Raw genomic sequence first — 23,696 nt, forward strand, 5'->3', positions numbered from 1 at the left:
TGAGCGGTTGATTCCTGCTTATTGGTCGACGGCGTATCTCCGCTCGACATAGCTTACGCCGACAGAAAGGATCAGGGTCACGACCATGTAGACCATGGCGACAGTGAACCAGATTTCGAAACTCATGTACGTGTCCGAGATGATGTTGCGCCCGAAGGTGGTCAGTTCGGCCACTGCGATCACGCTGACAATTGCGGAAGATTTGATCAGATGCACGACCTCGCCGGTCATCGGCGGCAGCATGAAGCGCACCGATTGCGGCAGGATGATATAGCGATAGGTCTGTGAAGGGCTCATCCCGATGGATTTCGCGGCTTCCCACTGGCCCTGCGCAACGGCGTTGATGCCTGCCCGCAGGATTTCGGAAATCAGCGCGGCGTGGAATACGCCCAATGTCAGGATCGAGGCCCAGTAACGATCAAATCCGAAAATCGGGCCAAGAACGTAGTAGAACAGGTACAGCAGCACCAGTAGCGGGATGTTGCGAACGAATTCGAGGAAGCCAATCGCAACCGCCGAGCCGATGACCAGACCTGACAGGCGCAACAAGGCAATCACAAGCCCCAGCACGCAGGCCAGCGCGAAGGCCGTCACCGACAATTGCAATGTCGCCCCCAGCCCGATCAGCAATTCGCCAAGCTGGAACCCGTCATCGGTGAAACTGTAAAGATACTGCGGAACCCGATACCATTGCCAGTTGTAGCCCATGTTCTGGGCACCGGTGTAGGACCCCCAGCAGATCAGACCGATCACCGCCAGATAGATCGCGACCGAGGTGCCGGTCGAGCTGAAAAACCGCTGCACAGGCGGGGCTTCGGGAAGTGGCTGCCCGCGAAGGGCCGTGGTGTCAGTCACGCTCATCTTCAGTGCTCGAGGATCTGATCGAGGAACAGGCGGCAACGCTCGCTGGACGGGTTGGTGAAGAACTGTTCGGGGGGCGAAACTTCGACGATGCGGCCTCCCTCCATGAAGACCATCGTGTCGGCAACCTTGCGGGCAAAGCCCATTTCGTGGGTAACGACGACCATAGTCATGCCAGTGTCGGCCAATTCGACCATGACATCCAGCACTTCGTTGATCATCTCGGGGTCCAGCGCCGAGGTGGGTTCGTCAAACAGCATGATCCGGGTTTCCATACATAAAGATCGTGCGATGGCGACGCGCTGTTGCTGCCCGCCCGACAGTTGCGCGGGATATTTTTCCGCCTGTTCGGGAATGTGAACCCGTTCAAGATACTGGCGCGCCGTCTCTTGCGCCTGCTTCTGGCTGATCTTGCGGACCTTCATCGGGCCGATGGTCAGGTTTTCCAGAACCGTAAGGTGGGGAAACAGGTTGAACTGCTGGAACACCATGCCGACTTCCTGGCGCAGCGCGCGGATTTCCTTGGCGTGTTCGTGAACCTCGATCCCGTCAATCACCAGCTTGCCGGAATTATGCCACTCCAACCCGTTGAAGCACCGGATCAGGGTGGATTTCCCCGACCCGGACGGCCCGCAGATCACCATCTTCTGACCCTGATACACAGTCAGGTCGACGTCCTTCAGCGCATGAAAATCGCCGTAGAATTTGTCGAGGTTCGTCGCCTCGATGATGGGGGAAGTGGCGTTCATGCCTTGTCGCTTTTGATTGTTTTCAACCCGCGCAGCGTATGTGGTCGGGGTCCGGAAGGCCAAGCCAAAGAATGGCAACAAATTGGGACGTGACAAGCTGACAAGATTCCGATTCCCGAAAGATTGTTGCACAACATTCAATATGGTTGCGTAATACGCAATATTCGTCAATAAAAAACTGAATGGCAGCCTGCCTCGGCACGGCCCGTCACACAGCAAACAAGAACGGAGGCCGCGATGTCCGCCTGGATTCGCATGATTTCAGACGAAGATGCTGACGATCTGCTGACAAGCGCGCTTGACCATGCGCGTACTCCGCATGGAACGGTCGACAATGTGATGCGCGTGCATTCATTGCGGCCCAGCACGATGAACGGGCATGTCGTGCTGTATCGCGCCTGCCTGCACGATACCGCCAATTCGATTCCCACCTGGTTTCAAGAGGTCATCAGCTCCTACGTTTCGACGTTGAACGATTGCCCGTATTCCTATGCCAATCACTGGTCCAACGCGCGCCATCTGATCGCTGACGATGACCGCGCCGATGTCATCGAAGCGGCGCTGCAGGCGCATGCGCCTGAACAGGCTTTTGAGGGGGCGCAACTGGCCGCGCTGCGTTATGCCGACAAGTTGACGCGCCAGCCGGGCAACATGATCGAGGCTGATGTCGCCAGCCTGCGCCAGTCGGGCTGGGATGATGGTGAGATATTAGAGATCAACCAGATCGTCGGCTATTTCAACTATGCCAACCGCCTGTTGAACGGGCTGGGGGTGACCACTGCGGGTGACGTCGTCGGCTATTACAAGAATGACTGAGATCGGGATCAGTGCCGAGCCGCCTGAGCGTAAGATAGATCGCGCAATTGGCGCGTCGCTGAAAGAACTGCGCCAGCATCGCGGACAATCGGCACGCTGGCTGGCGGAACAATCGGGCATTTCGGCCGCGATGGTCAGCCGGATTGAAAACGGGCTGGTCTCACCCTCGATCGGGACGTTGTCGGCGCTGGCAACCGCACTGGAGGTTCCAATCGTGTCGCTGTTCCGCGAAGCGCAGACAGACCACACCGACTATTCGCTTGTTCGCCATGGTGAAGGTCTGAAATCGACCCGGATCGCCGATGGCCACAGCCACGACTACGTCAATCTGGCCACCCATGTGCGCAAGGATCTGCACTTTCTGGCGCGCCGCGTGACACTGACCCGTGACGGGGGCAAACCACCGACCTATGTCGGCCACGGTGTCGTTTTCATACAGGTTCTCGAAGGGGAAGCGATCTATCGCTATGGCAAGACCCGCATGACGCTGGGTGCGGGCGATACAATCAGCGTGGACGCCGAACTGAACCACGGCTTTGTTGACATATTGACCGACGAATTCGTTTTTCTGTCGGTTCAGGCAGAAAGGCCTTAGACCGATGGCCGCCCCAATCGAGCTTGATCTGACGAAGGGTGCGATTTCGTCGCATTTTCGCACTCTGGCGATTCCCGGCGCTTTGGGTATGTTGTTCAATACGCTCTACAATATCGTCGACATGTTCTATGCGGGCCTGCTGTCGACCAGCGCGCAGGCGGGCCTGGCGCTGGGGTTCCAGGCCTTTTACATCGCCATGTAGGTGGGTGTCGGCGTGGGGGCGGCCATGGGCGCATTGGTCGGGAACGCGCTGGGTGCCGGCCATCGGCCCCGCGCCCGGCGTCTGGCCGCCCAAGGCATGAGCTTCGGTTTGATTGCCGCACTGCTGCTGGCGTTGGCGGGGCTGTGGTACGGGCCAGCGGTTCTGAAGCTGGTCAGTGAACCCAGTGTCTACCGCGATGCCGGTATTCGGTATTACCTGCTGCTTTCGCTGGCGTTGCCGGGGTTTCTGCTGGCCTTCACCTGCAACGGCATTCTTCAGGCCCACGGTGACGCCAAATCGTTCCAGCGCGCCCTGATGGTGGCGTTTTTTGCTAATATCGTGTTGAATCCGCTGTTCATCTATGGGGTGCCGGGCGTCGTTCCGGGGATGGGGTTTGACGGATTGGCCGTATCCACAGTGGTCAGCCAGACCGGCGTGATGGTCTATCTGATCATCCAGGTTCTGCGGCGGCGCAACATGGCCACGCTGCGCCGGGCGCATTTTGCCCCTCGCCCCGCAATGTTTCGCGAGATTGCCTTGCAGGCGCTGCCCACAGCGGTTTCGATGCTGGTGATGTTCCTGTCGGGCTTTGTGATGCAATTCGCCCTGAAGGGATTTGGTGAACACGCGGTCGCAGGCTTTGGAATCGCCATCCGGCTGGAACAGATGCTGCTGCTGCCGGTGCTTGGCATGACCGGCGCCTTGCTGCCCATCGCCGCACAAAACTTCGGTGCCCACAACCATGACCGCGTGCGCGAGGCTGTGTTCTTCTGTTGGAAAATCGGTCTGATCATGACGGCGATTGCCTGCCCGCTTCTGTGGATATTCGGCCGCGCGATGCTGGGCCTGTTCACCGATGACCCCGAAGTGATCCGCGTCGGCCTTGCCTATCTGCGCGTCGATAGCCTGATCCTTCCCGCCTATATGATGCTGTTTGCCATCAACTCGTTTCTGCAGGCCCTCAAGCGCCCGATCTGGACCGTCTGGATCAGCCTTTACCGGCAGGCCTTCGGCATCGCCTTCTTCGTCTGGCTGTTTGTCGGCGTCTGGAATTTCACCGAGATCGGCGTCTGGTTCGGGGTCGCCTGCGCGGTGCTGAGCGGTTGGGCCGTCGCCATGTATGTCGCCACCCGCGTCGCGCGGGCCGAAATCGGCGGGCTGTGGCGGCCCCGTGGCGCGGTGACCGGGCCAGCATGATCCGACCGCCCGCTGATGCGGGCGTTCAAATCACAACGGGTTCTGCTAGTCTATGCCTATGTTCCCGATCGGACACATCGCATGAGCACGCAGAAAACACCCAGCCGCCTGACCCTGACCCTCGACCTGGACGCGCCCGGAAAACAGGTCGGCGACCTGATGCTGCGCTGGTCGGACAATTCCAATCCGCTTGGATACCACCCGATCCCGGTGATCTCGATAAACGGAGGGGCCGGGCCGACGGTTTTGATTTGCGCGGGAACCCACGGGGATGAGTTTGAGGGGCCAGCCGCGATCATGCGACTGGCGGGTCAGCTGGACCCCGACCGGCTGACCGGGCAGGTGATCCTGCTGCCTGCGTTGAATGCGCCCGCATTCGCCGCCTCGGCCCGGGTGTCGCCGCTGGATGGCGCGAACCTGAACCGGGCGTTTCCGGGCGACGCGAGTGGCGGACCAACGGCGATGATCGCCGATTTCGTCGAACAGGTTCTGCTGCCACGCTGCGACGGCGCGATTGATCTTCATTCCGGCGGCAAGGCGTCCTTCTTCATGCCCTGCGCCCTGGCTACGCAGTCTGCCGATCCCGATCTGCGCAAGGCAAACCTCGCCCTGGCGCATGCCTTCGGCCTGCCGATGATCTGGGAGTTGGGGGCGCATAACGACAACCGATCCGTCAATTCAGCTGCCGAACGCGCCGGGGTGCCGATGATCGCGGCTGAACTGGGCGGTGGCGGCGGCGTCGATCCCGACATTACAGACGCGGCAGAGGCCGGGCTGTTGCGCTGCCTCGGGCACCTCGGAATCCTCGGTGATGCGCCCGCACCGGTTGAGGCGCGCCGGGTCGAGGTTACCTCGGTTATGCAGTCGATCTATGCGCCGGGGACGGGAGTGTTTGACCGCGCCATCCGCGCCGGCCAGGATGTCCGGGCGGGTGATATCGCCGGGCAGTTCCACTTCGTGATGGAGCCCGAGCGTGCGTCCCGCACGATCCGGTTTCCGGCGGACGGGTTGGTTCTGGCACACAGCTGTCGCGGCAATGTTCAACGTGGCGAGTTACTGGCGCTGGTGGTGCAGGACGTGACCGGTTGATGTTGTGCGCCGGTGCTCCGGCGATCGTAGCGCCGCGTCATGTCCCCAGAATACGCGGCAGGCGCAGCCCGTGTTCACGCGCGCAATTCACCGCATCTTCATAGCCTGCATCGGCGTGCCGCCACACACCGCTGGCCGGATCGTTCCACAGCACCCGTTCCAGCCGCCTGGCGGCCTCGGGCGTGCCATCGGCGCAGATCACCACCCCGGCGTGCTGCGAAAACCCCATGCCGACACCGCCGCCGTGGTGAATGCTGACCCAGGTTGCCCCCGACGCGGTGTTCACCAGCGCGTTCAGCAACGGCCAGTCCGACACGGCGTCGGAACCGTCTTTCATCGCCTCGGTTTCGCGATTGGGCGACGCGACCGAGCCGCTATCCAGATGGTCCCGCCCGATCACCACCGGCGCACTCAGCTCTCCGCTGGCGACCATTTCGTTGAACGCCAGACCGGCCTTGTGACGATCCCCCAGCCCGATCCAGCAGATCCGCGCCGGTAACCCCTGAAACGCGATCCGTTCGCGCGCCATGTCCAGCCAGTTGTGCAGATGGGCGTTTTCGGGGAACAGCTCTTTCATCTTCTGGTCGGTCTTGAAGATATCCTCCGGGTCGCCCGACAGCGCGCACCAGCGGAACGGGCCGATCCCCCGACAGAACAGAGGGCGGATATAGGCGGGCACGAATCCGGGGAAAGCAAAGGCGTTGTCCAGCCCCTCATCCAGCGCCACCTGACGGATGTTGTTGCCATAATCCAGCGTCGGCACGCCCGCGTTCCAGAAATCCACCATCGCAGCGACGTGAATTTTCATGCTGGCCCGCGCGGCTTTTTCCACCGCCTTGGGATCGCTTTCGCGCTTGTCGCGCCATTCTGCCATGGTCCAGCCCTGCGGCAGATAGCCGTTGATCGGATCATGTGCGCTGGTCTGGTCGGTGACGATATCGGGGCGGATGCCGCGCCTGAACAACTCCGGGAAGACGTCGGCGGCATTGCCCAACAGGCCCACCGACTTCGCCTCGCCCGCCGCTGTCCAGCGTTCGATCATCGCCAGCGCGTCGTCGAGTGTTTCGGCTTTTTCGTCGACATAGCGCGTGCGCAGCCGGAAATCGATGCTGTCGGGATTGCACTCCACCGCCAGACAGCAAGCCCCGGCCATCACGGCGGCCAGTGGTTGCGCCCCGCCCATGCCGCCCAGCCCGCCGGTCAGGATCCACTTGCCAGTCAGATCACCGCCATAGTGCTGGCGGCCAGCCTCGGCAAAGGTCTCATACGTGCCTTGCACGATGCCTTGCGTGCCGATGTAGATCCACGACCCCGCCGTCATCTGGCCGTACATCGCCAACCCCATCTTATCGAGGTCGTTGAAATGATCCCATGTCGCCCAATGCGGCACGAGGTTCGAATTGGCAATCAGCACGCGCGGCGCATCGGTATAGGTCTTGACGATGGCAATCGGCTTGCCCGATTGCACCACCAGCGTCTCATCCGCTTCAAGGTTTTTGAGGCTGGCCACGATGCTGTCGAAGTCCTCCCACGTGCGCGCGGCGCGCCCGATGCCACCATAGACGACCAGTTCATGCGGGTTCTCGGCCACGTCCGGGTGCAGGTTGTTCATCAGCATCCGCAAGGGCGCCTCGGTCAGCCAGCTTTTGGCGTTCAGCTTCGGACCGGTGGGGGGATAGACATCGCGGGTGTTCTTGCGCGGATCGCTCATTGCGGCCTCCAGTCTGACAGGGTTTCGAGGACGGTCTTCAGGTGCACGCGGGTCTGATCGGCGCGCGCTTCCAGATAGGTCCAAGGCGGGGCTTCGGTCATGTAGGTGGACTGGGCAAGCTCCATTTGGATGGCGTGAACCCCGGTTTCGGGCCGCCCGTAATGCCGCGTCGTCCAGCCGCCTTTGAAGCGGCCATTCTGCACCGTCGTATACCCTTCGGCCCCCTCGCAAATCGCAGCCACCTGCGCAGCGATACCCGGATCGCATGTCGCGCCCATGTTGGTGCCGATGTTGAAATCCGGCAGCGTCCCGTCAAACAGAAACGGAATGTTTGAGCGGATGGAGTGGCAGTCGTAAAGAATGGCGAATCCATGCGTGGCGCGGGCGCGCTCCAACGCCCCAGCCAGCGCCGCGTGATAGGGCGCGTGATAAGTGGCGCGCCGTCGGTCAAACTCGGCAACGTCCGGTTCCTGGCCTGTGCGATAGATCGGCAGCCCATCGAAATCGGTCAGCGGACACAAGCCGGTGGTATTCTGACCGGGATAGAGGCTTGCGCCCGACGGATCCCGATTGGCGTCGATCACATAACGATGCACGTTGGTGCGCACCGTCGAAACACCCCCAACCAGCCCCCCATAAAGCCTGTCGATATGCCAATCCGTGTCCGCCATCGCCCGCCCGGTGTCGTTCAGAGGTTCCATGCAGTTGTCGGGGATCAGGGTTCCCGTATGCGGCAACCCCAGCACCAGCGGGCCGGTGCCTTCGGTGACTTCAATCAGGCTGATTGTGTTGAAAAACTCCGTTTTAGGGCCTGAACGATGATTTTTCTTTCCATGCAGCCCGATCCTAAATTTTTGGCGCGGGGGTCGGCCCAAATCGCCTACATGCGCTCACGCGCAGCCATGCGCTGTCTCGTGGTCAAAGCTTTCCGACTATTTCGCTTCATAGGTTTTCGCAAGAAATCCGCGACGCTCTGATTTCGGAGTTTTTCAACACAATCGGCTCATAACCGCATCCCCACCCCGGCGGCGGTGGCCAGGCTGTCATCCAGAACCATTCCGGCGGCGACCTCAAGATCGGGCGCAAGGTAACGGTCTTGCGCCAGCGACGGAATGCGCGCCCGCAGGCAAGCAAGCGCCGCCTGCAATGGCGCCGAGGTAACCAGCGGCGCGCGCTGTTCGATCCCTTGCGCGGCGCACATCGCTTCGACCCCAAGGATGACCGACAGGTTTTTTGTCATCCGCCCCAACCGCAGCGCCCCGTGGGCGGCCATGCTGACGTGGTCTTCCTGATTGGCCGAAGTCGGTGTGCTGTCGGTCGAACAGGGGTTCGCGAGATGCTTGTTTTCACTCATCAGCGCGGCGGTCGTCACCTCGGCAATCATCAGGCCCGAATTCAGCCCCGGCTCCGGCGTCAGGAAGGGTGGAAGATCGAACGACAGCGTCGGGTCCACCATCAGCGCGACACGGCGCTGGGCGATGGCGCCAACCTCGGCCACCGCCAGTGCAATCTGGTCGGCTGCAAAAGCGACGGGTTCGGCGTGGAAGTTTCCGCCCGACAAGATGTCGCCGGTTTCGGTTATGACCAGCGGGTTGTCGGTGACGGCATTCGCCTCGGTCCGAAGCGTGCGCCCAGCGAAGCGCAGAATGTCGATGGCGGCCCCGGTCACCTGCGGCTGACAGCGGATGCAATAGGGGTCCTGCACCCGCGTATCGCCCTGCCGATGGCTTTCGCTAATGACACTGCCAGCCAGCAGGTCGGACATTGCGCTGGCAACGTCGATCTGGCCCTGATGGCCGCGCAAAGCGTGGATCGCGGGGTTCAGTGGCGCAGTCGATCCCATGATCGCGTCCGTTGACATCGCCGAGGTGACGATGGCCGCGCGCACTGCACGCCAGGCCTGGAACAACCCGACCAGCGCGCATGCAGTCGAAAACTGGGTGCCGTTGATCAGCGCCAACCCCTCTTTCGGGCCAAGCACCACAGGGTCCAGTCCAGCCTTGTCGAGTGCGGCTGACCCGCTCATCCTTGTGCCGTCAAAAAACGCCTCTCCCGCGCCGATCATCACCGCGGCCATATGCGCCAGCGGCGCCAGATCGCCGGATGCCCCGACCGAGCCCTGCTCGGGGATCACCGGCACCACGCCATGGGCCAGCATCGCTTCGATTTGCGTGCAAATCGAACGGCGCACCCCAGAGGCCCCGCGCCCCAGCGACAGCAGTTTCAGCGCCATCATCAGGCGCACCGTCGCAGGCGCCAGCGCCTCACCGACGCCGCAGCAGTGTGACAGGATCAGATTGCGCTGCAGCGTTTCCGTATCTTCCGGCGCAATGCGAACCGAGGCGAGTTTGCCGAACCCGGTATTGACGCCATAGACCGGATCTTTGCCCTGCGCCGCCTGCGCGATCAACGCAGCAGAGGCATCGACCGCCGGATAGGTAGTTTCCGCCAGTTTCACCGGCCCATCAGAACGCCAAAGCGCCTCCAATTCGGCCAATGTCGTGTCTCCGGGGTGCAGGGTGATGGTCATGGCGTGCCTTGAAAAATGCGGGCGTGGAGGGGGGTGATTCCGATGCCATAGGACAGCTCTGCCGGGTCGCTGACATCCCATACGGCAAGGTCGGCGCGCATGCCGGGGGCGATCATCCCGCAATCGTCCAGCCCAAGTGCGCGGGCAGCATTGCGCGTGGTCCCGGCAAGGGCCTCTTCAGGCGTCAGTAGGAACAGCGTGCAGGCCATATTCATCGCCAGCAGGAGTGATCCCAGCGGCGACGATCCGGGGTTCCAGTCTGTCGCCACAGCCATCGCAACACCGCAATCCCGGAACGCCGCGACAGGTGGGGCCTGGGTTTCGTGGATCGTGTAGAACGCGCCCGGCAGCAGGACCGCAACTGTGCCAGCCCTGGCCAGTGCCGCCGCATCCGCAGCCGTGGCATATTCCACATGATCTGCCGAGATCGCGCCATAGTCTGCCGCCAGTGCCGTGCCGCCAATATGGCTCAGCTGTTCGGCGTGCAGTTTCACGGCAAGGCCAAGATCGCGCGCCTTGTTGAACACGCGGGCGATCTGGGCGGTGTCAAATGCGATCCCCTCACAAAAGCCATCCACCGCATCGACCAACCCCTCGGCGTGGCAGGCTTCCAACGCTGGCAGGCAGACCGTGTCGATGTAATGATCCGGGTCGATCCCCTCCGGAACCGCATGCGCCCCCAGAAAACTGGTCCGCACACGGATCGGCCGGACCCCTTCAATCCGGCGGGCGACACGCAGCATCTTCAATTCGGTTTCAAGGTCCAGGCCATAGCCGGATTTGACCTCGACCATCGCCACGCCTTGCGCAATCAGCGCGTCAACGCGGGTCAGGGCGGAGGCCAGCAACGCGTCCTGGCTTGCCGCGCGGGTCGCCTGAACGGTTGAGGCGATGCCACCGCCTGCGCGCGCAACCTCTTCATAGCTCGCGCCGTTCAGCCGTAACTCAAACTCCCGCGCACGGTTGCCGCCGTGGACGATATGTGTGTGGCAATCAATCAGCGCAGGCGTGACCAGCCGCCCGTCATAACGTGCCTGCTCCAGATCGTGGAATTCCGCGGGCAGATCTGCCAACGGGCCAACCCAGTCAACCATACCGTCTCTGACGACGATCGCCGCCTGTTCCAGCAGCCCATAGGGCGCATCGCCGGGCACCATCGTCGCTGCAGTGATGCCGGAAATAACGCAGGGATCAGGCATTCACAGTCCTTGATTCTGGTTGCACTCAAAAATAATATGTAGCTACATAATATTGTCAACGGAGTATTCGGGCGATGGGCAGATAATGCAGATAGTTCATGGCGATCGGGCGCTGACCCCGGCGGGGTGGCAGCGGGACATCGAAGTGGTGATCGACGCAGCGGGGCGGATCGCGTCAGTCGGGGCGCAGCGCGGAACGCCAACGCACCGGGTTCCGCTGCTTCTGCCTGCGCCCGTGAACCTGCACAGCCACGCATTCCAGCGCGCCATGGCCGGGCTGACCGAAGCACGCGGCCCTGACCCAAGTGACAGTTTCTGGAGCTGGCGGCGGCTGATGTACCGCTTCCTCGACCAGCTGACGCCCGACCATGCCGAGGCGATTGCCGCCCTCGTCTTCATGGAGATGCAGGAGGCCGGATACGCCGCGGTGGCCGAATTCCATTACCTCCACCACGATGTTGGCGGCGCGCCCTATGCGCAGCTTTCCGAGATTTCCCAGCGTATCGTCGCCGCTGCGGACCAGACAGGCATCGGGCTGACGCTGCTGCCGGTGTTCTATCAGTACGGCGGCTGTGATCTGCGTCCGTTGCAGGGTGGGCAGCGGCGCTTTGGCAATGATGCAGACCAATTCCTGCGCCTTTGGTCAGATGCCGCTGCGCTGATTGCCGCCCACAGCGATGATGCGGCGATCGGTGTCGCCCCGCATTCGCTGCGCGCCGTTGATCCGGGTGGCCTTGGCGCGGTCCTGTCCGCGGTTCCCCAAGGCCCGATCCACATGCATCTGGCCGAACAAGTGGCCGAGGTTGACGAGGTCCAATCCCACTTCGGCGGACGCCCGACAGAATGGCTGCTGGCCAATCAGCCGGTTGATGCCCGCTGGTGCCTGATCCATTGCACCCAGATGACCGGCGCGGAAACCGCTGCGCTGGCCGCCACCGGGGCCGTCGCCGGGCTTTGCCCGCTGACGGAATCCAACCTGGGCGACGGGATTTTTAACGGAACCGAGTATCTGGGCCAGGGCGGGACAATCGGCGTTGGGTCAGATTCCAACATCCACATTTCATTGTTCGAGGAACTGAAAACGCTGGAGTATTCCCAGCGTCTGCGCGACCGTTCGCGCGCGGCATTGGCGGTGCAGGATCGCTTCACCGGGCGGGTGCTGTTCGATGCGGCCGCGCGTGGGGGGGCGCAGGCAGGCGGGCGCGATTCCGGGCGGATCGAGGCTGGCGCCTGGGCGGATCTGGTGGCGCTTGAAGATGACAATCAATGGCTGTGCAACCGGGGCGGCGATGCCCTGCTCGACAGCCTGATATTCTCGGGCGGCGGACAGTCCTGCATCCGCGAGGTCTGGAGCGCCGGCCGCCATGTGGTCAGCGGCGGACGGCATCATCGCCGCGATGCCATCATCGACAATTTCAAACGCGCGATGCAGCAGTTGGAGACCAGTATTTGACGCCCCCAACCCGCCTGTCATGGACTGATGTACGCGACGAAATTCGCCTGCGCATTCTGAACCGGACCTTCGCGCCCGGTGACAAGCTGCCTCGCGACAACGATTTGGCTGATGAATTTGGTTGCGCACGCACCACCGTGCATCGCGCCATGCAGGATCTGTCGCGAAATGGCCTGGTCGAGCGGAAGCGCAAAGGCGGCACCCATGTGCGCAGCGATCCGGTCACGCGCGCAACCTTCGACATTCCAATCACCCGCCTTGAAGTTGAACAGCGCGGCAGCAAATACGGATACCAGCTGATCTCGCGCACCACCGCCACAAGCCCGACATCGGTAACGAAGCGCTTCGGCATCCCGAAACCTGCGCGGATGCTGCACGTCAAAGCCCTGCATCTGGCGGATGAGCGACCGTATATCCTTGAAGACCGCTGGATTGATACGGCAACCACGCCCGAGATCCTGCATGTCGATCTGGCCCGCGACAGCGCCAATGAATGGCTGGTCCACAACAAACCTTACAGCCGCGTCGAGGTGCAGTTTTCCGCAATGAATGCTGACAAGGACATTGCGGATCATTTGACGGTGAAAACCGGTGATGCCCTGCTGGTGATCGAACGCACGACCTGGATCGGATCCAAGCCGATCACCACTGTCCTGTCCGTTACCGCGCCGGGGTATCAGGTTTCGGCACGCAACTGATGCGCGCCGGTGCGACCGAAATTGGCGCGCTGCTGGTTGTCAGAACACGCAAAAGAAATACGCTCGACTGGGAAGGAAACGCTGATGACGGATACGATCATGACGCTCACCGAAGATCTGGAACGCACTCAGGATGCCTATCGGCGCGACGGAGTGGTGCTGTTGCGGGACGTTCTGTCCCCCGAATGGCTGCAAAGGCTGCGCGGCGCCGTGGACGCCGAAGTGCAAAAGGGCGACCGCTATTTCGCTTACAAGAATATGCGCGAACGGCCCGGCACCTTTCAGGATTTCTGCCTGACCTCTGACATAGGTCAGCGCGTCGCCGAGGTTGCGGGCAGCCCCTGGACCGCGCTGATCTATGATCAGATTTTCGCGAAGGAACCGGGCACGAAAACGCAAACCGGGTGGCACACCGATCAACCCTATTGGCCGGTGCAGGGGCCGATCATGACGATGTGGATCGCGCTTGATCCGGTGGATCCGGACAATGGCGCGCTGGAATTCGTCCGAGGCTCCCATGCATGGGGCGCGAAATATCGGCCCTTCAAAACAGACCAACTCGGCGCGTTTTCGCATTACCTTGAACAGGGGAATCCTGACTACATAGACATGCCGGATTTTGAGGCGGATCGCGCCGACTATGACATATTTCACTTCGAAAATATGGCGCCGGGCGATGCGCTTGCGTTCGACGGGATGTCGGTACATTCGGCGATGGGCAACCGCACCTCAACACGGCGGCGGCGGGGGTATGCGATCCGGTTTGCCGTCGATGGCGCGACCTATGACCCCAGGGATGAGGTCACGGAATGGCTGCATGACGACACGTTGGAAAAAGGCGCGCCCTTTCGCGGCGGCCGCTTTCCGGTCATCTATGAAATCTAAGGCGACAATCGGGCCGTCAGTCGTGTGACCAGACTGAACATTGGTGAATGCGCAATATGCGCCTCGTCCACCTTCAACGCAGGGTGGCGGGCCGACAGCAGGCGGATCACCTCTTCAACCTCGGCGGTGACGGCGAAACGGCCGATGCAGGAAAATACGCCGCCGCCGAAGTTCATATGCGGTGGTTCGTCGGTGCGGTCGATATCAAAGTCGGCCGGGGCCGCATAGTAGCGTTCATCCCAATGGGTCGCGCCGATGTTGGCGAATACCGGGGTGCCAACGGGCAGCGTCACGCCCGCAATCTGGTGTTCTTCCAGCACCTCGCGCGAGGTTGAGATTGTGCGCGGATGAAACCGCATCACCTCACGCACCGCTTGGGGCACCAGTGCCGGATCGTCGTGCAGCCGGGCCCAGACCTTGGGTCGCGAGGCCAGCTCGATAATCGCCAATGCAATCTGATGAGAGCTGTTGTCGGTATTCGCCTCGGCCAGTTTGATAACCCAATTGCGCAGGTCATCGCTGTCCAGCTGACCGTCCTGTTCAGCGCGGATCATGTCTGACAACAGGTCATCGCCAAGGTTTTCGCGCCGCGCCGCAATATGCCGGTCGGCATAGTCGATCAGCGCTTCGAAGGCGGCGATGATTTCGGGGGTGTGGTCGGGATTGCGGGTATGGACCTGCTGGACGCTGTGGGACGTGCGCGCGACGAAGTCTGCGTCTTCAAACGGCGCGCCAATCCAATAACAAAAGATCGCCGAAGGGATCGGATCGCATAGCGCCGTAATCAGATCGACAGGTTGATCGGTCGGCACCGCATCGACCACCCGGCGGACTGTGGCGACAATATCGGCGCGAAAGGCCTCAATACCGCCCTCGCTCATCAGCCTTGTCATCGGGCGGCGCAGATCCCGGCGCCGGTCGCCGCGATTGAAGAACGAGATAGAGTTACGCTTGTACTCCAGCGGTCGCCCCTCGGGCAGGCCAAGCACGCCCATCAGTTTCGGGTGGCCGGTGCCAAGGCGGCGATCCAGGATCGCCCTTCGGCACAGATCATAATCCAGAATCTCAACCCCGCGCCGGGATCGCGCAATCTTCCAGCGCTGCGCCCAGCCTGCCAGGGTTTGAAATGGCCGCGCTGTGTAGTCTGCCGACGCGAAGTCCAGTTCGGGAAGGTCCAGCAGTTCAGCGTTTAGCGCGGTCATATGTCAGGCGTGCCGCCTCTGGCTTAAGTCTGTTCGGCCTTGATAGCACGATCCAGCATCACGCGGAACGTCTTTGCCCCCGCATCCAGCCCCAGATCAATATTCGGCGTGCGCGCGTGCTTCATGCCCTCATGCACCTTGACCAGAATGTCGCGATCTTCTTCGAACGCAAGGCGCGCGCCGTCGTTCATGAAATTCGAGACCTCGGCGTCATTCGGGCGGCCATTGCGATGCTGGAACCAGAAATAACGCGACCGATCCTCATCAATCGGGGTCATGAAGTTATAGCTGATGTTGATGAAGGTCTGTTCGACCGGGGTGCTGTCATACCCGCCCGTGCCGACGGGCGTGTAGATCGATTTGTTCAGACCAATCGCAGGCAGGCACATCTCGTAATGCTGAAGGCGGTCGCAGTCGCCTTCGAACTCGACCAGTTTGGCGTAATAGGGCGATGGCGGCTTGTTTGATATCCAGCGCGACACGATCACGCCCCGGTCGGTTTTTTCCAGGTTCAGTTCTTCATCATCGGTGCCGGCACCCGCGAAAGAGGTGACATGAACCCAGGCCACATGTGACGGATCCAGAAGGTTGTCGCAGATCCACAGATAGTTGCAGTCGATATCCATCACCCCGCCATCGGTCAGACCCCAGGCCGGATTGTCGAAGTTTTCCACAGGGAAGATCTTGTCAGGATCAGCCAGCGCCGGGTCGCCCATCCAGATCCACAACAAGCGGTATCGGTCGACCACGGGATAGGATCTGACAACGGCGCGGCGCGGGATCGCGTCGGCCTGCGTAGGTGCGGCCACACAAGCGCCGGTGCAATCGAACGTCAGCCCGTGATAGCCGCATTCGACGTGATCGCCCTTCAGGTTGCCATCCGACAGGGGCAGCTTGCGATGCGGACAGGCGTTTTCCAGCGCAACAGGCGTGCCGTCTTCCTGACGATACAGCACGATGTTTTCATTCAGAAATGTCTCGGCCGTCAGCGCCCGGCCGATGTCTTTGCTCCAGGCTGCGACATACCAGCAGTTCTTCAGAAACATCTTTTCGCACTCCGTCTGGTCAGGTTTGTCTGGTCAGGTTTCCGGGCCAGTATGCGCCAGTCCCATGCGCGCGCACCATCCGGGATTTGTAATAACTCGCATTAGAGGGGCTAATCACCCGGCGGCCCCCAGGGTGGGATTTGTGGCTGTCCGTCGACTTCCGATTTGATCCAGTCCAGAAAGACCGAGACCTTCTGACCGCCGCGACCCGTGGCCGGGCGCGCCAGCCAATAACTGTAGAGCGATTTCGTCACCTGCGGAAAGGGCCGCACCAGCCGCCCGTCGCACAGCGCATCAATCACCAGCGGTTCGCGCCCCATCGCCACCCCAACACCCTCAATCGCGGCCTGAACCACCATGTTGGATTGGCCAAACCGCCGCGTGCGCTGCGGCTTTGGCAACGTGATTTTCTGATCGCGGGCCCAGAATTCCCACGTCGGGCTGGCGGCACCCTGGGGCAGATTCTCATCCTCAAGGAAGGTATGTCTGGCCAGATCCTCGATGGTCCTGAGCTGCGGCAGAAGGGATGGCGCACAGACCGGAAACAGGCTTTCGCCCATCAATAATTCGGCGGAATTCCCCGGATAGTCACCCCGGCCATACCGGATCGCCACATCGGCATCGGTGCCCGACGCCGGCTGTGTGCCGGTATCCGTGGCGATGGAAATGGACAGTTCGGGATGCGCAAGATCAAAGCGTAAAAGCCGTGGAAACAACCAGTTAAAGGCAAAGCCCGGCAGGCAGGATACCATGATCGTCCGGTCAGAACGCTGGCGGTCGCGCAATTGGCCGCAGACGTCCGAAATTCGCCCCAACCCTTCCGATATTGCCTGCGCAAGCTGCGCACCTTCGCGGGTTGGGCGTGACTGGCGTGCCCCGCGCACAAGCAGATCCTGACCCAGCCATTCCTCTAGCGTCTTGACGTGCTGACTGACCGCGCTTTGGCTGACGCCCAGTTCGCTGGCGGCGGCCGAAAAACCGGAATGGCGCACAACGGCTTCGAACGCGCGCAGGGCCGAGTAGGGCAGGTTGAGCAACATATTAGCCACTCTAATGACTGCCATTAACACTTTCAAATGCCAGATTGCGGCGCATTGCAGTAATTTCGCTCAGGTTTGCGGGGGGACACATGCGGCAATGACGGACATGACGCCCGAGCGCGGCGCGCGCAATCTGCTTGAAAACTGTGCCGGGGCGCAACGCGGTGACCGGTTACTGATCGCTTATGAACCGCCCGAGTTCGGCTATTTCGACGCCTCTGCCGCGCAGGTTGTCGTCCAGGCCGCGCAATCCATGGGGTTGCAGGTTGATGCGGTCGATGTCGGCTTCAACGCCGCCAACCCGCATCTGCCGCCAGACCTGTTGTCGCGGTTCGAAGCGGCGGACATCATCCTGTTCCTGGCCCGACTGGGCGATCAGCTGCGATTTTCCGAGATGCCGCAGGGCAAGAAGATCATCGTCAGTTTTGCTGTCAATCAAGAGCTTTTTGGCTCAGGTTTCGCCAACGGGCATCACGCGGCCTTCATGCAGATCAAGGACGACGTCAACGCGGTGCTTGCCGGCGCGCGTGACGTTCGGATCACCTGCCCGCTGGGGACCGACGTGCGTGGACGGCCCGAAATGAACCTGAGGGCTGGGGGCGATACCTCGATCCTGCGCTTTCCGATGTCGATTTTCACCCCGGTGCCGGGACACAGTTTTTCCGGGCGCGTGGCGCTGACATTCCTGACCGGCACCGGATCGAAATATTACGACAACTATAACATCGAATTCGATCAGACTGTGTTTGCGGTGATGGAAAACGGCCAATTGCAGGGGTTCGAAGGAACCCCCTCAGACACGGCCCGCGCCGAGGCGCAGTATGACCGCGTCGCGTCAATGTTCTCCATCGACCGGAACTTTGTGCACTCCTGGCATGCGGGCATTCACCCCGGCTGCGGGTATCATTGGGACATGCGTGAGAATTACGAACGCTGGGGCGGGTCGGCCTTTGGCAACCCGCGCATCCTGCATTTCCACACTTGCGGCGCCTATGCACCGGGTGAGATCAGTTGGAATGTGTTTGATCCCAGTATTCAGATTGACGGTACGGTTTTTTGGGAGGACGGAAAATTTCATGCCAACCGCCTTCCGAACGGGCCTGACATCCTTGCCCAATACCCTTGCGCGGCAGCGCTGTTTGAACATCCCGACCACAATATCGGTCTGCGCCTGGCCAGTTGAGGTCTGCGACCAATCGCTCGCTTGATCGAATCGCGGTGTGTTGATTAAATATTCGCCAATGGGGCCGGGGCGACCGGATCCCATGGTGCGGAGCACTCCCGTCTCCGGCGCTGGCAGAACAGGATCGTATGTAGACCTGCGCCAGCAGAATATTCGGACCTTCCCATGACAGACGCTATCGTCACGCCGCTGACCCAGGCCTTGGCCGAAGGCAAGCTCAGCCGCGCAGAGTTGAAATCCTTCATGCAACGCTCGGACGCGCCCGCCTTTCGCAGGCTGGCCATCTGGGTGCTGGTACTGGTAGCAACCACCACGCTGATCACCCTGGCCTGGAACAGCTGGCTGATCTGGCCGGCCATGTTTGTTCACGGCGTGGTACTGGTGCACCATTTTTCGCTTCAGCATGAGTGCGTGCATCATACGGTATTCCGCACCCGCTGGCTGAACGATCTGGTCGGCCAGCTCTGCGGGTTGATCATCATCCTGCCGCACCGTTTTTTCCGATATGAGCACTGCGATCACCACACCTATACCCAGACCTCCGGTGACGACCCCGAGCTGATTTCCCTGCCGCAAAGCCTTGGCGCATATCTGTGGTATCTGACCGCCATCCCCTATTGGCGCGGCAAATTCACCGAGGTTTTTCGCCACGCATCCGGCAACCTGAACGCGGTCGAGAAGCGCTTCATCCCCAAGGTCGAACATGCAGCGGTATTCCGCGATGCCCGCATGATGCTGAGTGTCTATGGCGTGCTGCTTCTGGGCAGCATCCTGACCGGCTGGTCGGGTTTGATCTGGTATTGGATCGTGCCGCTGATCCTGGGCGAACCCGTCATGCGTTTTATCCGCATGACCGAACATGTCGGACGACCGACGGTGTCGCAGATGTCCGAGAATACGCGCACCAACCTCGTCTCGGCCCCGTGGCGATTTCTGTGCTGGAACATGAACTTTCACGCCGAACACCACTATGTCGCCTCGGTGCCGTATCATGCGTTGCCGCGCCTGCACGAAAAGCTGAAGGACCACATTTTCGTGGAACCCGGCGGTTATCTGGCGGCCCACCGCGACATCCTGCGCCAGATCCTGCGCCGCCCCGATAACTCCGGGGCGTGAACCGATGGCGGCAGAAAAACCGTGGCGCGATGTGATTGACGTCGACGCGCTGGAAAAGAACTGGGTCACGCGGGTTGATGTCGGGCCGCGCAGTCTGGCGATCTATGACACGCCCAGCGGCATCTACGCCTCGCTGGCGCTGTGCAATCACGGCGGTGCCGATCTGTGTGACGGCTACTTCGACGGTCACGTCATCGAATGCCCGCTGCATCAGGGGGCGTTCGACGTGCGCGATGGCAAACCCGTCTCGGCCCCGGCCACGCGCAACATGCGCGTTTTCCAGGCACGGGTCCACAACGGCAAGGTGCAACTACGGCTGTGAGGGGCCGCGCCTGCGGATCGCCCCCCCCAATCAGTCCTAGCCCCTGAGCGGCTCGTTGACCCACGCGGCAAGCGCTGCATGGGTCGCAAACCACACATCGCCGCGCGCCTTGGCGTACCCGATCAGCTTGTCGAGGATCCATATCCGCGACCGATACCCGATCACGAACGGATGGAACGTCAGCTGGCACTGGCCGCCTTCGTCATAGGCGGCATCGAACTCGCGTCTTAATATGTCAAACACCGCCTCGGGCGGGGTCCAGGGGCGCGTTGGTGGGTTGCGGTTGAACAGCAGATAGACCGCGTCATCGCGCACCCAGTCGACAGGGATTTCGACAACGCCGGTGGGTTGGCCATCGCTTAGCAATTCGTAACAACTGTCGTCCGCCATCATCGAGCTGTCGTAGGCGAAGCCCAATTCCGCGACCAGTTCAATCGTATGCGCACTCAGATCCCAGTTTGCGGCGCGGTGACCGACCGGTTCGATGCCGGTCATCTGGTGCAGCGCATCACGCGCGCGGATCATCAGATCCCGCTCGGTCGCGCGATCCAGAAGCGAGGTGTTTTCGTGAATCCAGCCATGAGCGCCGACCTCGTGCCCCGCATCGGTGATCCGGCGCAGGGCGTCGGGGTCGATCAGCCCGGCGACTGCTGGTACGAAAAAGCTGGCCGGGACATCGTGACGGCGAAGCACGTCCAGCACGCGCGGCACCCCGGTGCGGCGCCCGAATTCCCCCCAGGCCAGGCGACCAATCGCACGGCCCCCGGCGCCCAGTTCGAAGGTTTCGTGGTCACAGTCGAATGACAGGGCAAGCGCGCAGCGCGCGCCATTCGGCCAGCTTTCCGGTTTCAGGGCCTTGCCGGCGCGCACCCGGTTCACAGCCCCGCGCCAGTCATCCTCCGGCCATTCCCATGGCCGATCCGTCATCGCGGCAGAACTTCGTTCAAGGCGTCGCTGAAGGCACTGACCAGCCTGTCCACCTCGGCCCGCGTGATGCACAGCGGCGGTGCAAACCCGATGATGTTCCCTTCGGGCAAGGCCCGCGCAATAACGCAGCGCTTCAGCATTGCGGCGGCAACGGCGGGGCCGGTGGTCATCGGGTCACCCCAAACACCGGCCTTGGGATCGTCCATCAGTTCCACGGCGGCCAGCAGGCCCGCGCCGCGCACCTCGGCCACGTTCGGGTGGTCTGCGACGGCGTCGCGCAGCCGGTCCAGCAGATAGGGGCCAACCGCACCGGCATTCGCGACCAACCCCATGTCATCGACCAGTTTCAGCGTCGCGACCCCGGCGGCGGCACTGACCGGGTGCGCCGAATAGGTCCAGCCGTGCATCAGCGGCCCGTGATCGTCTGTCCCCTGTGCCAGCACGTCAAAGACCCGGTTTGAGATGATCGACCCCGACAGCGGCGCATAGGCCGAGGTTAGCCCCTTGGCGATGGTCATGAAATCCGGCTTCAGATCATAAAATTCGCTGCCGAACATTGTGCCCAGACGCCCGAACCCCGTGACGACTTCATCGGCGATAAACAGGATATCGTGGTGATCCAGAACCTGCTGAACGGCAGACCAATAGCCTTCGGGCGGCGGAATGATCCCGCCGGTGCCCATGATCGGTTCGCCAATGAAGGCGGCGATGGTGTCGGCGCCCTCAGCCTCGATCATCGCTTCCAGCCGGGCGATCAGATGCGCAACGAAGTCCGCCTCACTCATATTCGGGTCCGGGCGGCGCAGGTAATGCGGCGCGTCGGTGTGCAGAAACCCGTCCAGCGGCAGGTGAAAGCGCGCGTGATACCCCGCCAGCCCGGTCAGAGAACCGGATACCAGCCCCGAGCCGTGATACCCGCGCCACCGGCTGATGATCTTCCGTTTTTCTGGCTTGCCGCGCAGGATGTTGTACTGCCAGGTCAGCTTAATGTTCGTCTCATTCGCGTCCGAGCCTGACAGCCCGAAATACACCCGCGCCATGTGGTCGGGCGCGCGATCCATGATCATCTTTGCCAGCGTTATCGCGGGTTCATTGCCATGGCCCGCGAACGCGTGGAAGAATGACAGCTTATGCGCCTGTTCGGCCATCGCATCGGCAATTTCCCTGCGCCCATAGCCCGCATTCACACAGTAAAGGGCCGCGAACCCATCGAGCAGCCGGTTGCCGTCGCGATCCTCGACATAGCACCCGTCGCCCCCGGTGATGATCCGCCCCGGCACGTCGCCGCGCGCGTGCTGGGCGGTGTGGGTTGTCGGATGCAGCAGGCAGTCGCGATCCCATGCGGCCAGTTCGTCGTTGATCCCCGCATCGCTCATATGAGTGTCTCCAACCGGGTGTTGGCGATGAATTCCGGCACGCTGGCCTGATTGGGCAAGGCCAGAGTGAAGGCAACAATCTGCGCCACGGTATCGGGGGACAGGCGGTCGGCCTTGGGCGTCACGCCGGGGATATCGGCGATCAGGTCCGTGTCGATGGCTCCTGGGCAGAGCGCGGTTGCGCGCACGCCATCCTCCCACCCCGCATGACGCACCGCCTGGGTCATCGCCAGCAGCGCGTGTTTGGTCATCGAATAGCCCACGGATGTACCGGGCCGGAACCGTTTCCCATCTGTTGAGGCGATGTTGATCACCCGCCCCTGACCGCTGGTGCGCAGGTGGGGCAGGGCGGATTTGATCAGCCGGAAGGGGGCCTTGACGTTGACGGACCAAAGGTCATCCAGATCGCCCTCATCCCCCTGTTCAAAATCCACCATCCGCAGAATGCCTGCGTTGTTCACCAGCGCGTCGAGATGGCCGAAGTGGTCCACGGTGGCATCCACCCAAACGGCAGCGGTTGCTGGTTCCGTGGCATCGAAATGCCTCGCCAGCAAGCGATCCGCCGGGGCGTCGAACCGCGCCGCCTGTGCCACATCCCGCAATCCAAGTGAGACGCGCCAGCCCTCGGCCAGCAGCTTGTCGACGATGGCCGCCCCAAGCCCGCGCCCGGCGCCCGAGACCATCGCCACGCGTGCCATCAGAACAGGCCCTGATAGACGCCACCGTCATTGACAATGTTCTGGCCCGACATGAACCCGGCCTGCGCCGAGCACAGATAGGCAATCAGATCGCCACACTCAGCCGGGTCGGCAAAGCGCCCGGCGGGGCAGGTGTCTTTGCGGTCCTGCACGATCGCCTCATAGGTGGTGTTGCCGCGTTTGGCATGGCCGTGCAGGTTGGTGTGCAGCGCGTCGGTGTCGAACAGCCCCGGACAGACCGTGTTGATCGTGACGTTATGGGGCATCAGTTCGCGCGTCATTGCCGCCGTCGCGCCCGACAGTGCCAGACGGGCCGCGTGGCTGTGGGCGAAACCGACCTGCGGGAACTTGATGAAGCTGACGGACATGTTGACCACGCGCCCGAACTTGCGGTCGACCATCGCCGGAGTGACCGCCTGGATCATCTCGACCGATGAAAGGAAGTGAACCTCTAGCCAATAGCGCCAATCCTCAGCCGTGATCTGATCATAGGGTTGCGGCACCTGACGGACACCGGGGTTATTCACCAGAATGTCGACCTGACCCGCGGCGGCAAGGATTTCGGCGCGCCCTTCGGCGGTGTTGAAGTCAGTCGCAACCGGCGTGACCTCGACCCCGAAATCGGCACGAACCTGATCGGCGGCCACATTCAGCGCGTCCGCACTGCGCGCGTTCATCGTGACATGCACGCCCTCGGCCGCAAGCGAGCGTGCGGTGGCAAGCCCCAGCCCGCGACTTGCCGCGCTGACCACGGCGCGTTTGCCCTTCAGTCCCAGATCCATGTCGTCATTCCTTTGTTAT

General features: G+C 61.8%; 22 protein-coding genes and 1 pseudogene. 10 read left to right on the plus strand and 13 right to left on the minus strand.

Features of this window, described 5'->3' with window-relative positions; genetic code table 11:
* Positions 1–18: 18 nt before the first annotated feature.
* Positions 19–861 (minus strand): ABC transporter permease subunit, encoded by an 843-nt coding sequence (locus GKR99_09830; protein ID NKB27824.1) that lies wholly within the window; start codon positions 859–861, stop codon positions 19–21.
* A gap of 2 nt (positions 862–863) precedes the next feature.
* Positions 864–1,610: an ATP-binding cassette domain-containing protein gene (locus GKR99_09835; protein NKB27825.1), complete on the minus strand. Its 747-nt coding sequence runs from the start codon at positions 1,608–1,610 to the stop codon at positions 864–866.
* Positions 1,611–1,847: 237 nt separating this feature from the next.
* Here GKR99_09835 and GKR99_09840 point away from each other — a divergent pair, with 237 nt between their 5' ends.
* The 4 genes and pseudogenes from GKR99_09840 to GKR99_09855 all read left to right on the plus strand — a co-directional run bounded on the left by GKR99_09840 (position 1,848) and on the right by GKR99_09855 (position 5,509).
* Complete coding sequence (locus GKR99_09840; protein ID NKB27826.1) at positions 1,848–2,426, plus strand: peroxidase-related enzyme; 579 nt, start codon at positions 1,848–1,850, stop codon at positions 2,424–2,426.
* Positions 2,419–3,021: a helix-turn-helix domain-containing protein gene (locus GKR99_09845; protein ID NKB27827.1), complete on the plus strand. Its 603-nt coding sequence runs from the start codon at positions 2,419–2,421 to the stop codon at positions 3,019–3,021. The genes GKR99_09840 and GKR99_09845 overlap by 8 nt, the downstream gene beginning before the upstream one ends.
* 4 nt (positions 3,022–3,025) lie before the next feature.
* Positions 3,026–4,420: pseudogene (locus tag GKR99_09850) on the plus strand (MATE family efflux transporter).
* Between the two features lie 81 nt (positions 4,421–4,501).
* Positions 4,502–5,509: a succinylglutamate desuccinylase gene (locus GKR99_09855; protein NKB27828.1), complete on the plus strand. Its 1,008-nt coding sequence runs from the start codon at positions 4,502–4,504 to the stop codon at positions 5,507–5,509.
* Positions 5,510–5,546: 37 nt separating this feature from the next.
* Here the strand turns inward: GKR99_09855 and GKR99_09860 are convergent, their stop codons facing one another.
* From GKR99_09860 to GKR99_09875, 4 genes are all read right to left on the minus strand, one after another.
* A complete protein-coding gene (locus GKR99_09860; protein ID NKB27829.1) occupies positions 5,547–7,220 on the minus strand; it encodes a urocanate hydratase in 1,674 nt (557 codons plus the stop codon).
* Positions 7,217–7,999, minus strand: a complete 783-nt coding sequence (hutG, locus tag GKR99_09865; GenBank protein ID NKB27830.1) for an N-formylglutamate deformylase — start codon at positions 7,997–7,999, stop codon at positions 7,217–7,219. Before hutG ends, GKR99_09860 begins: the two co-directional genes overlap by 4 nt.
* Positions 8,000–8,223: 224 nt before the next feature.
* Complete coding sequence (gene hutH / locus GKR99_09870; protein ID NKB27831.1) at positions 8,224–9,750, minus strand: histidine ammonia-lyase; 1,527 nt, start codon at positions 9,748–9,750, stop codon at positions 8,224–8,226.
* On the minus strand, positions 9,747–10,949 hold the full coding sequence (locus GKR99_09875; GenBank protein NKB27832.1) for an imidazolonepropionase: 1,203 nt from the start codon (positions 10,947–10,949) through the stop codon (positions 9,747–9,749). The genes hutH and GKR99_09875 overlap by 4 nt, the downstream gene beginning before the upstream one ends.
* An 85-nt stretch (positions 10,950–11,034) precedes the next feature.
* On the opposite strand from GKR99_09875, the gene GKR99_09880 reads away from it, so the two are divergent.
* The 3 genes from GKR99_09880 to GKR99_09890 all read left to right on the plus strand — a co-directional run bounded on the left by GKR99_09880 (position 11,035) and on the right by GKR99_09890 (position 13,985).
* The gene (locus GKR99_09880; GenBank protein ID NKB27833.1) at positions 11,035–12,402 is read left to right on the plus strand and encodes a formimidoylglutamate deiminase; all 1,368 of its coding nucleotides are present in this window, start codon (positions 11,035–11,037) and stop codon (positions 12,400–12,402) included.
* Complete coding sequence (locus GKR99_09885; GenBank protein NKB27834.1) at positions 12,399–13,100, plus strand: UTRA domain-containing protein; 702 nt, start codon at positions 12,399–12,401, stop codon at positions 13,098–13,100. Before GKR99_09880 ends, GKR99_09885 begins: the two co-directional genes overlap by 4 nt.
* A 99-nt stretch (positions 13,101–13,199) precedes the next feature.
* Positions 13,200–13,985: a phytanoyl-CoA dioxygenase gene (locus tag GKR99_09890; GenBank protein NKB27835.1), complete on the plus strand. Its 786-nt coding sequence runs from the start codon at positions 13,200–13,202 to the stop codon at positions 13,983–13,985.
* Here GKR99_09890 and GKR99_09895 read toward each other — a convergent pair.
* From GKR99_09895 to GKR99_09905, 3 genes are all read right to left on the minus strand, one after another.
* Positions 13,982–15,187 carry a cytochrome P450 gene (locus GKR99_09895; GenBank protein NKB27836.1) on the minus strand — a complete coding sequence of 402 codons (1,206 nt, stop codon included), beginning with the start codon at positions 15,185–15,187 and terminating at the stop codon, positions 13,982–13,984. The genes GKR99_09890 and GKR99_09895 overlap by 4 nt on opposite strands.
* 23 nt (positions 15,188–15,210) lie before the next feature.
* The gene (locus GKR99_09900; GenBank protein ID NKB27837.1) at positions 15,211–16,233 is read right to left on the minus strand and encodes a Rieske 2Fe-2S domain-containing protein; all 1,023 of its coding nucleotides are present in this window, start codon (positions 16,231–16,233) and stop codon (positions 15,211–15,213) included.
* Between the two features lie 110 nt (positions 16,234–16,343).
* Positions 16,344–17,273 carry a LysR family transcriptional regulator gene (locus tag GKR99_09905; GenBank protein NKB27838.1) on the minus strand — a complete coding sequence of 310 codons (930 nt, stop codon included), beginning with the start codon at positions 17,271–17,273 and terminating at the stop codon, positions 16,344–16,346.
* Between the two features lie 97 nt (positions 17,274–17,370).
* Here GKR99_09905 and GKR99_09910 point away from each other — a divergent pair, with 97 nt between their 5' ends.
* The 3 genes from GKR99_09910 to GKR99_09920 all read left to right on the plus strand — a co-directional run bounded on the left by GKR99_09910 (position 17,371) and on the right by GKR99_09920 (position 19,894).
* A complete protein-coding gene (locus GKR99_09910) occupies positions 17,371–18,456 on the plus strand; it encodes a hypothetical protein (GenBank protein ID NKB27839.1) in 1,086 nt (361 codons plus the stop codon).
* A gap of 165 nt (positions 18,457–18,621) precedes the next feature.
* Positions 18,622–19,572: a fatty acid desaturase gene (locus GKR99_09915; protein NKB27840.1), complete on the plus strand. Its 951-nt coding sequence runs from the start codon at positions 18,622–18,624 to the stop codon at positions 19,570–19,572.
* 4 nt (positions 19,573–19,576) lie between these two features.
* Complete coding sequence (locus GKR99_09920) at positions 19,577–19,894, plus strand: Rieske 2Fe-2S domain-containing protein (GenBank protein ID NKB27841.1); 318 nt, start codon at positions 19,577–19,579, stop codon at positions 19,892–19,894.
* 36 nt (positions 19,895–19,930) lie between these two features.
* On the opposite strand, the gene GKR99_09925 is transcribed toward GKR99_09920, so the two are convergent.
* Genes GKR99_09925 through GKR99_09940 form a run of 4 tightly spaced genes read right to left on the minus strand, consistent with a single transcriptional unit; the run spans position 19,931 to position 23,677 of the window.
* On the minus strand, positions 19,931–20,821 hold the full coding sequence (locus GKR99_09925) for a polysaccharide deacetylase family protein (protein ID NKB27842.1): 891 nt from the start codon (positions 20,819–20,821) through the stop codon (positions 19,931–19,933).
* Positions 20,818–22,197, minus strand: a complete 1,380-nt coding sequence (locus GKR99_09930) for an aminotransferase class III-fold pyridoxal phosphate-dependent enzyme (protein NKB27843.1) — start codon at positions 22,195–22,197, stop codon at positions 20,818–20,820. Before GKR99_09930 ends, GKR99_09925 begins: the two co-directional genes overlap by 4 nt.
* Complete coding sequence (locus tag GKR99_09935) at positions 22,194–22,895, minus strand: SDR family NAD(P)-dependent oxidoreductase (GenBank protein NKB27844.1); 702 nt, start codon at positions 22,893–22,895, stop codon at positions 22,194–22,196. The genes GKR99_09930 and GKR99_09935 overlap by 4 nt, the downstream gene beginning before the upstream one ends.
* Positions 22,895–23,677 carry an SDR family oxidoreductase gene (locus GKR99_09940; GenBank protein ID NKB27845.1) on the minus strand — a complete coding sequence of 261 codons (783 nt, stop codon included), beginning with the start codon at positions 23,675–23,677 and terminating at the stop codon, positions 22,895–22,897. The genes GKR99_09935 and GKR99_09940 overlap by 1 nt, the downstream gene beginning before the upstream one ends.
* Positions 23,678–23,696 lie beyond the last annotated feature (19 nt).

The organism is Paracoccaceae bacterium (assembly GCA_012103375.1).
Classification (GTDB): domain Bacteria; phylum Pseudomonadota; class Alphaproteobacteria; order Rhodobacterales; family Rhodobacteraceae; genus WLWX01.

Bases quoted from the DNA above. Each gene is read 5' to 3' on its own strand.
- GKR99_09830 (NKB27824.1), bottom strand. From the start codon at position 861: ATGAGCGTGACTGACACCACGGCCCTTCGCGGGCAGCCACTTCCCGAA.
- GKR99_09835 (NKB27825.1), bottom strand. From the start codon at position 1,610: ATGAACGCCACTTCCCCCATCATCGAGGCGACGAACCTCGACAAATTC.
- GKR99_09840 (NKB27826.1), top strand. From the start codon at position 1,848: ATGTCCGCCTGGATTCGCATGATTTCAGACGAAGATGCTGACGATCTG.
- GKR99_09845 (NKB27827.1), top strand. From the start codon at position 2,419: ATGACTGAGATCGGGATCAGTGCCGAGCCGCCTGAGCGTAAGATAGAT.
- GKR99_09855 (NKB27828.1), top strand. From the start codon at position 4,502: ATGAGCACGCAGAAAACACCCAGCCGCCTGACCCTGACCCTCGACCTG.
- GKR99_09860 (NKB27829.1), bottom strand. From the start codon at position 7,220: ATGAGCGATCCGCGCAAGAACACCCGCGATGTCTATCCCCCCACCGGT.
- hutH (NKB27831.1), bottom strand. From the start codon at position 9,750: ATGACCATCACCCTGCACCCCGGAGACACGACATTGGCCGAATTGGAG.
- GKR99_09875 (NKB27832.1), bottom strand. From the start codon at position 10,949: ATGCCTGATCCCTGCGTTATTTCCGGCATCACTGCAGCGACGATGGTG.
- GKR99_09880 (NKB27833.1), top strand. From the start codon at position 11,035: ATGCAGATAGTTCATGGCGATCGGGCGCTGACCCCGGCGGGGTGGCAG.
- GKR99_09890 (NKB27835.1), top strand. From the start codon at position 13,200: ATGACGCTCACCGAAGATCTGGAACGCACTCAGGATGCCTATCGGCGC.
- GKR99_09895 (NKB27836.1), bottom strand. From the start codon at position 15,187: ATGACCGCGCTAAACGCTGAACTGCTGGACCTTCCCGAACTGGACTTC.
- GKR99_09900 (NKB27837.1), bottom strand. From the start codon at position 16,233: ATGTTTCTGAAGAACTGCTGGTATGTCGCAGCCTGGAGCAAAGACATC.
- GKR99_09905 (NKB27838.1), bottom strand. From the start codon at position 17,273: ATGTTGCTCAACCTGCCCTACTCGGCCCTGCGCGCGTTCGAAGCCGTT.
- GKR99_09910 (NKB27839.1), top strand. From the start codon at position 17,371: ATGACGGACATGACGCCCGAGCGCGGCGCGCGCAATCTGCTTGAAAAC.
- GKR99_09915 (NKB27840.1), top strand. From the start codon at position 18,622: ATGACAGACGCTATCGTCACGCCGCTGACCCAGGCCTTGGCCGAAGGC.
- GKR99_09920 (NKB27841.1), top strand. From the start codon at position 19,577: ATGGCGGCAGAAAAACCGTGGCGCGATGTGATTGACGTCGACGCGCTG.
- GKR99_09925 (NKB27842.1), bottom strand. From the start codon at position 20,821: ATGACGGATCGGCCATGGGAATGGCCGGAGGATGACTGGCGCGGGGCT.
- GKR99_09930 (NKB27843.1), bottom strand. From the start codon at position 22,197: ATGAGCGATGCGGGGATCAACGACGAACTGGCCGCATGGGATCGCGAC.
- GKR99_09935 (NKB27844.1), bottom strand. From the start codon at position 22,895: ATGGCACGCGTGGCGATGGTCTCGGGCGCCGGGCGCGGGCTTGGGGCG.
- GKR99_09940 (NKB27845.1), bottom strand. From the start codon at position 23,677: ATGGATCTGGGACTGAAGGGCAAACGCGCCGTGGTCAGCGCGGCAAGT.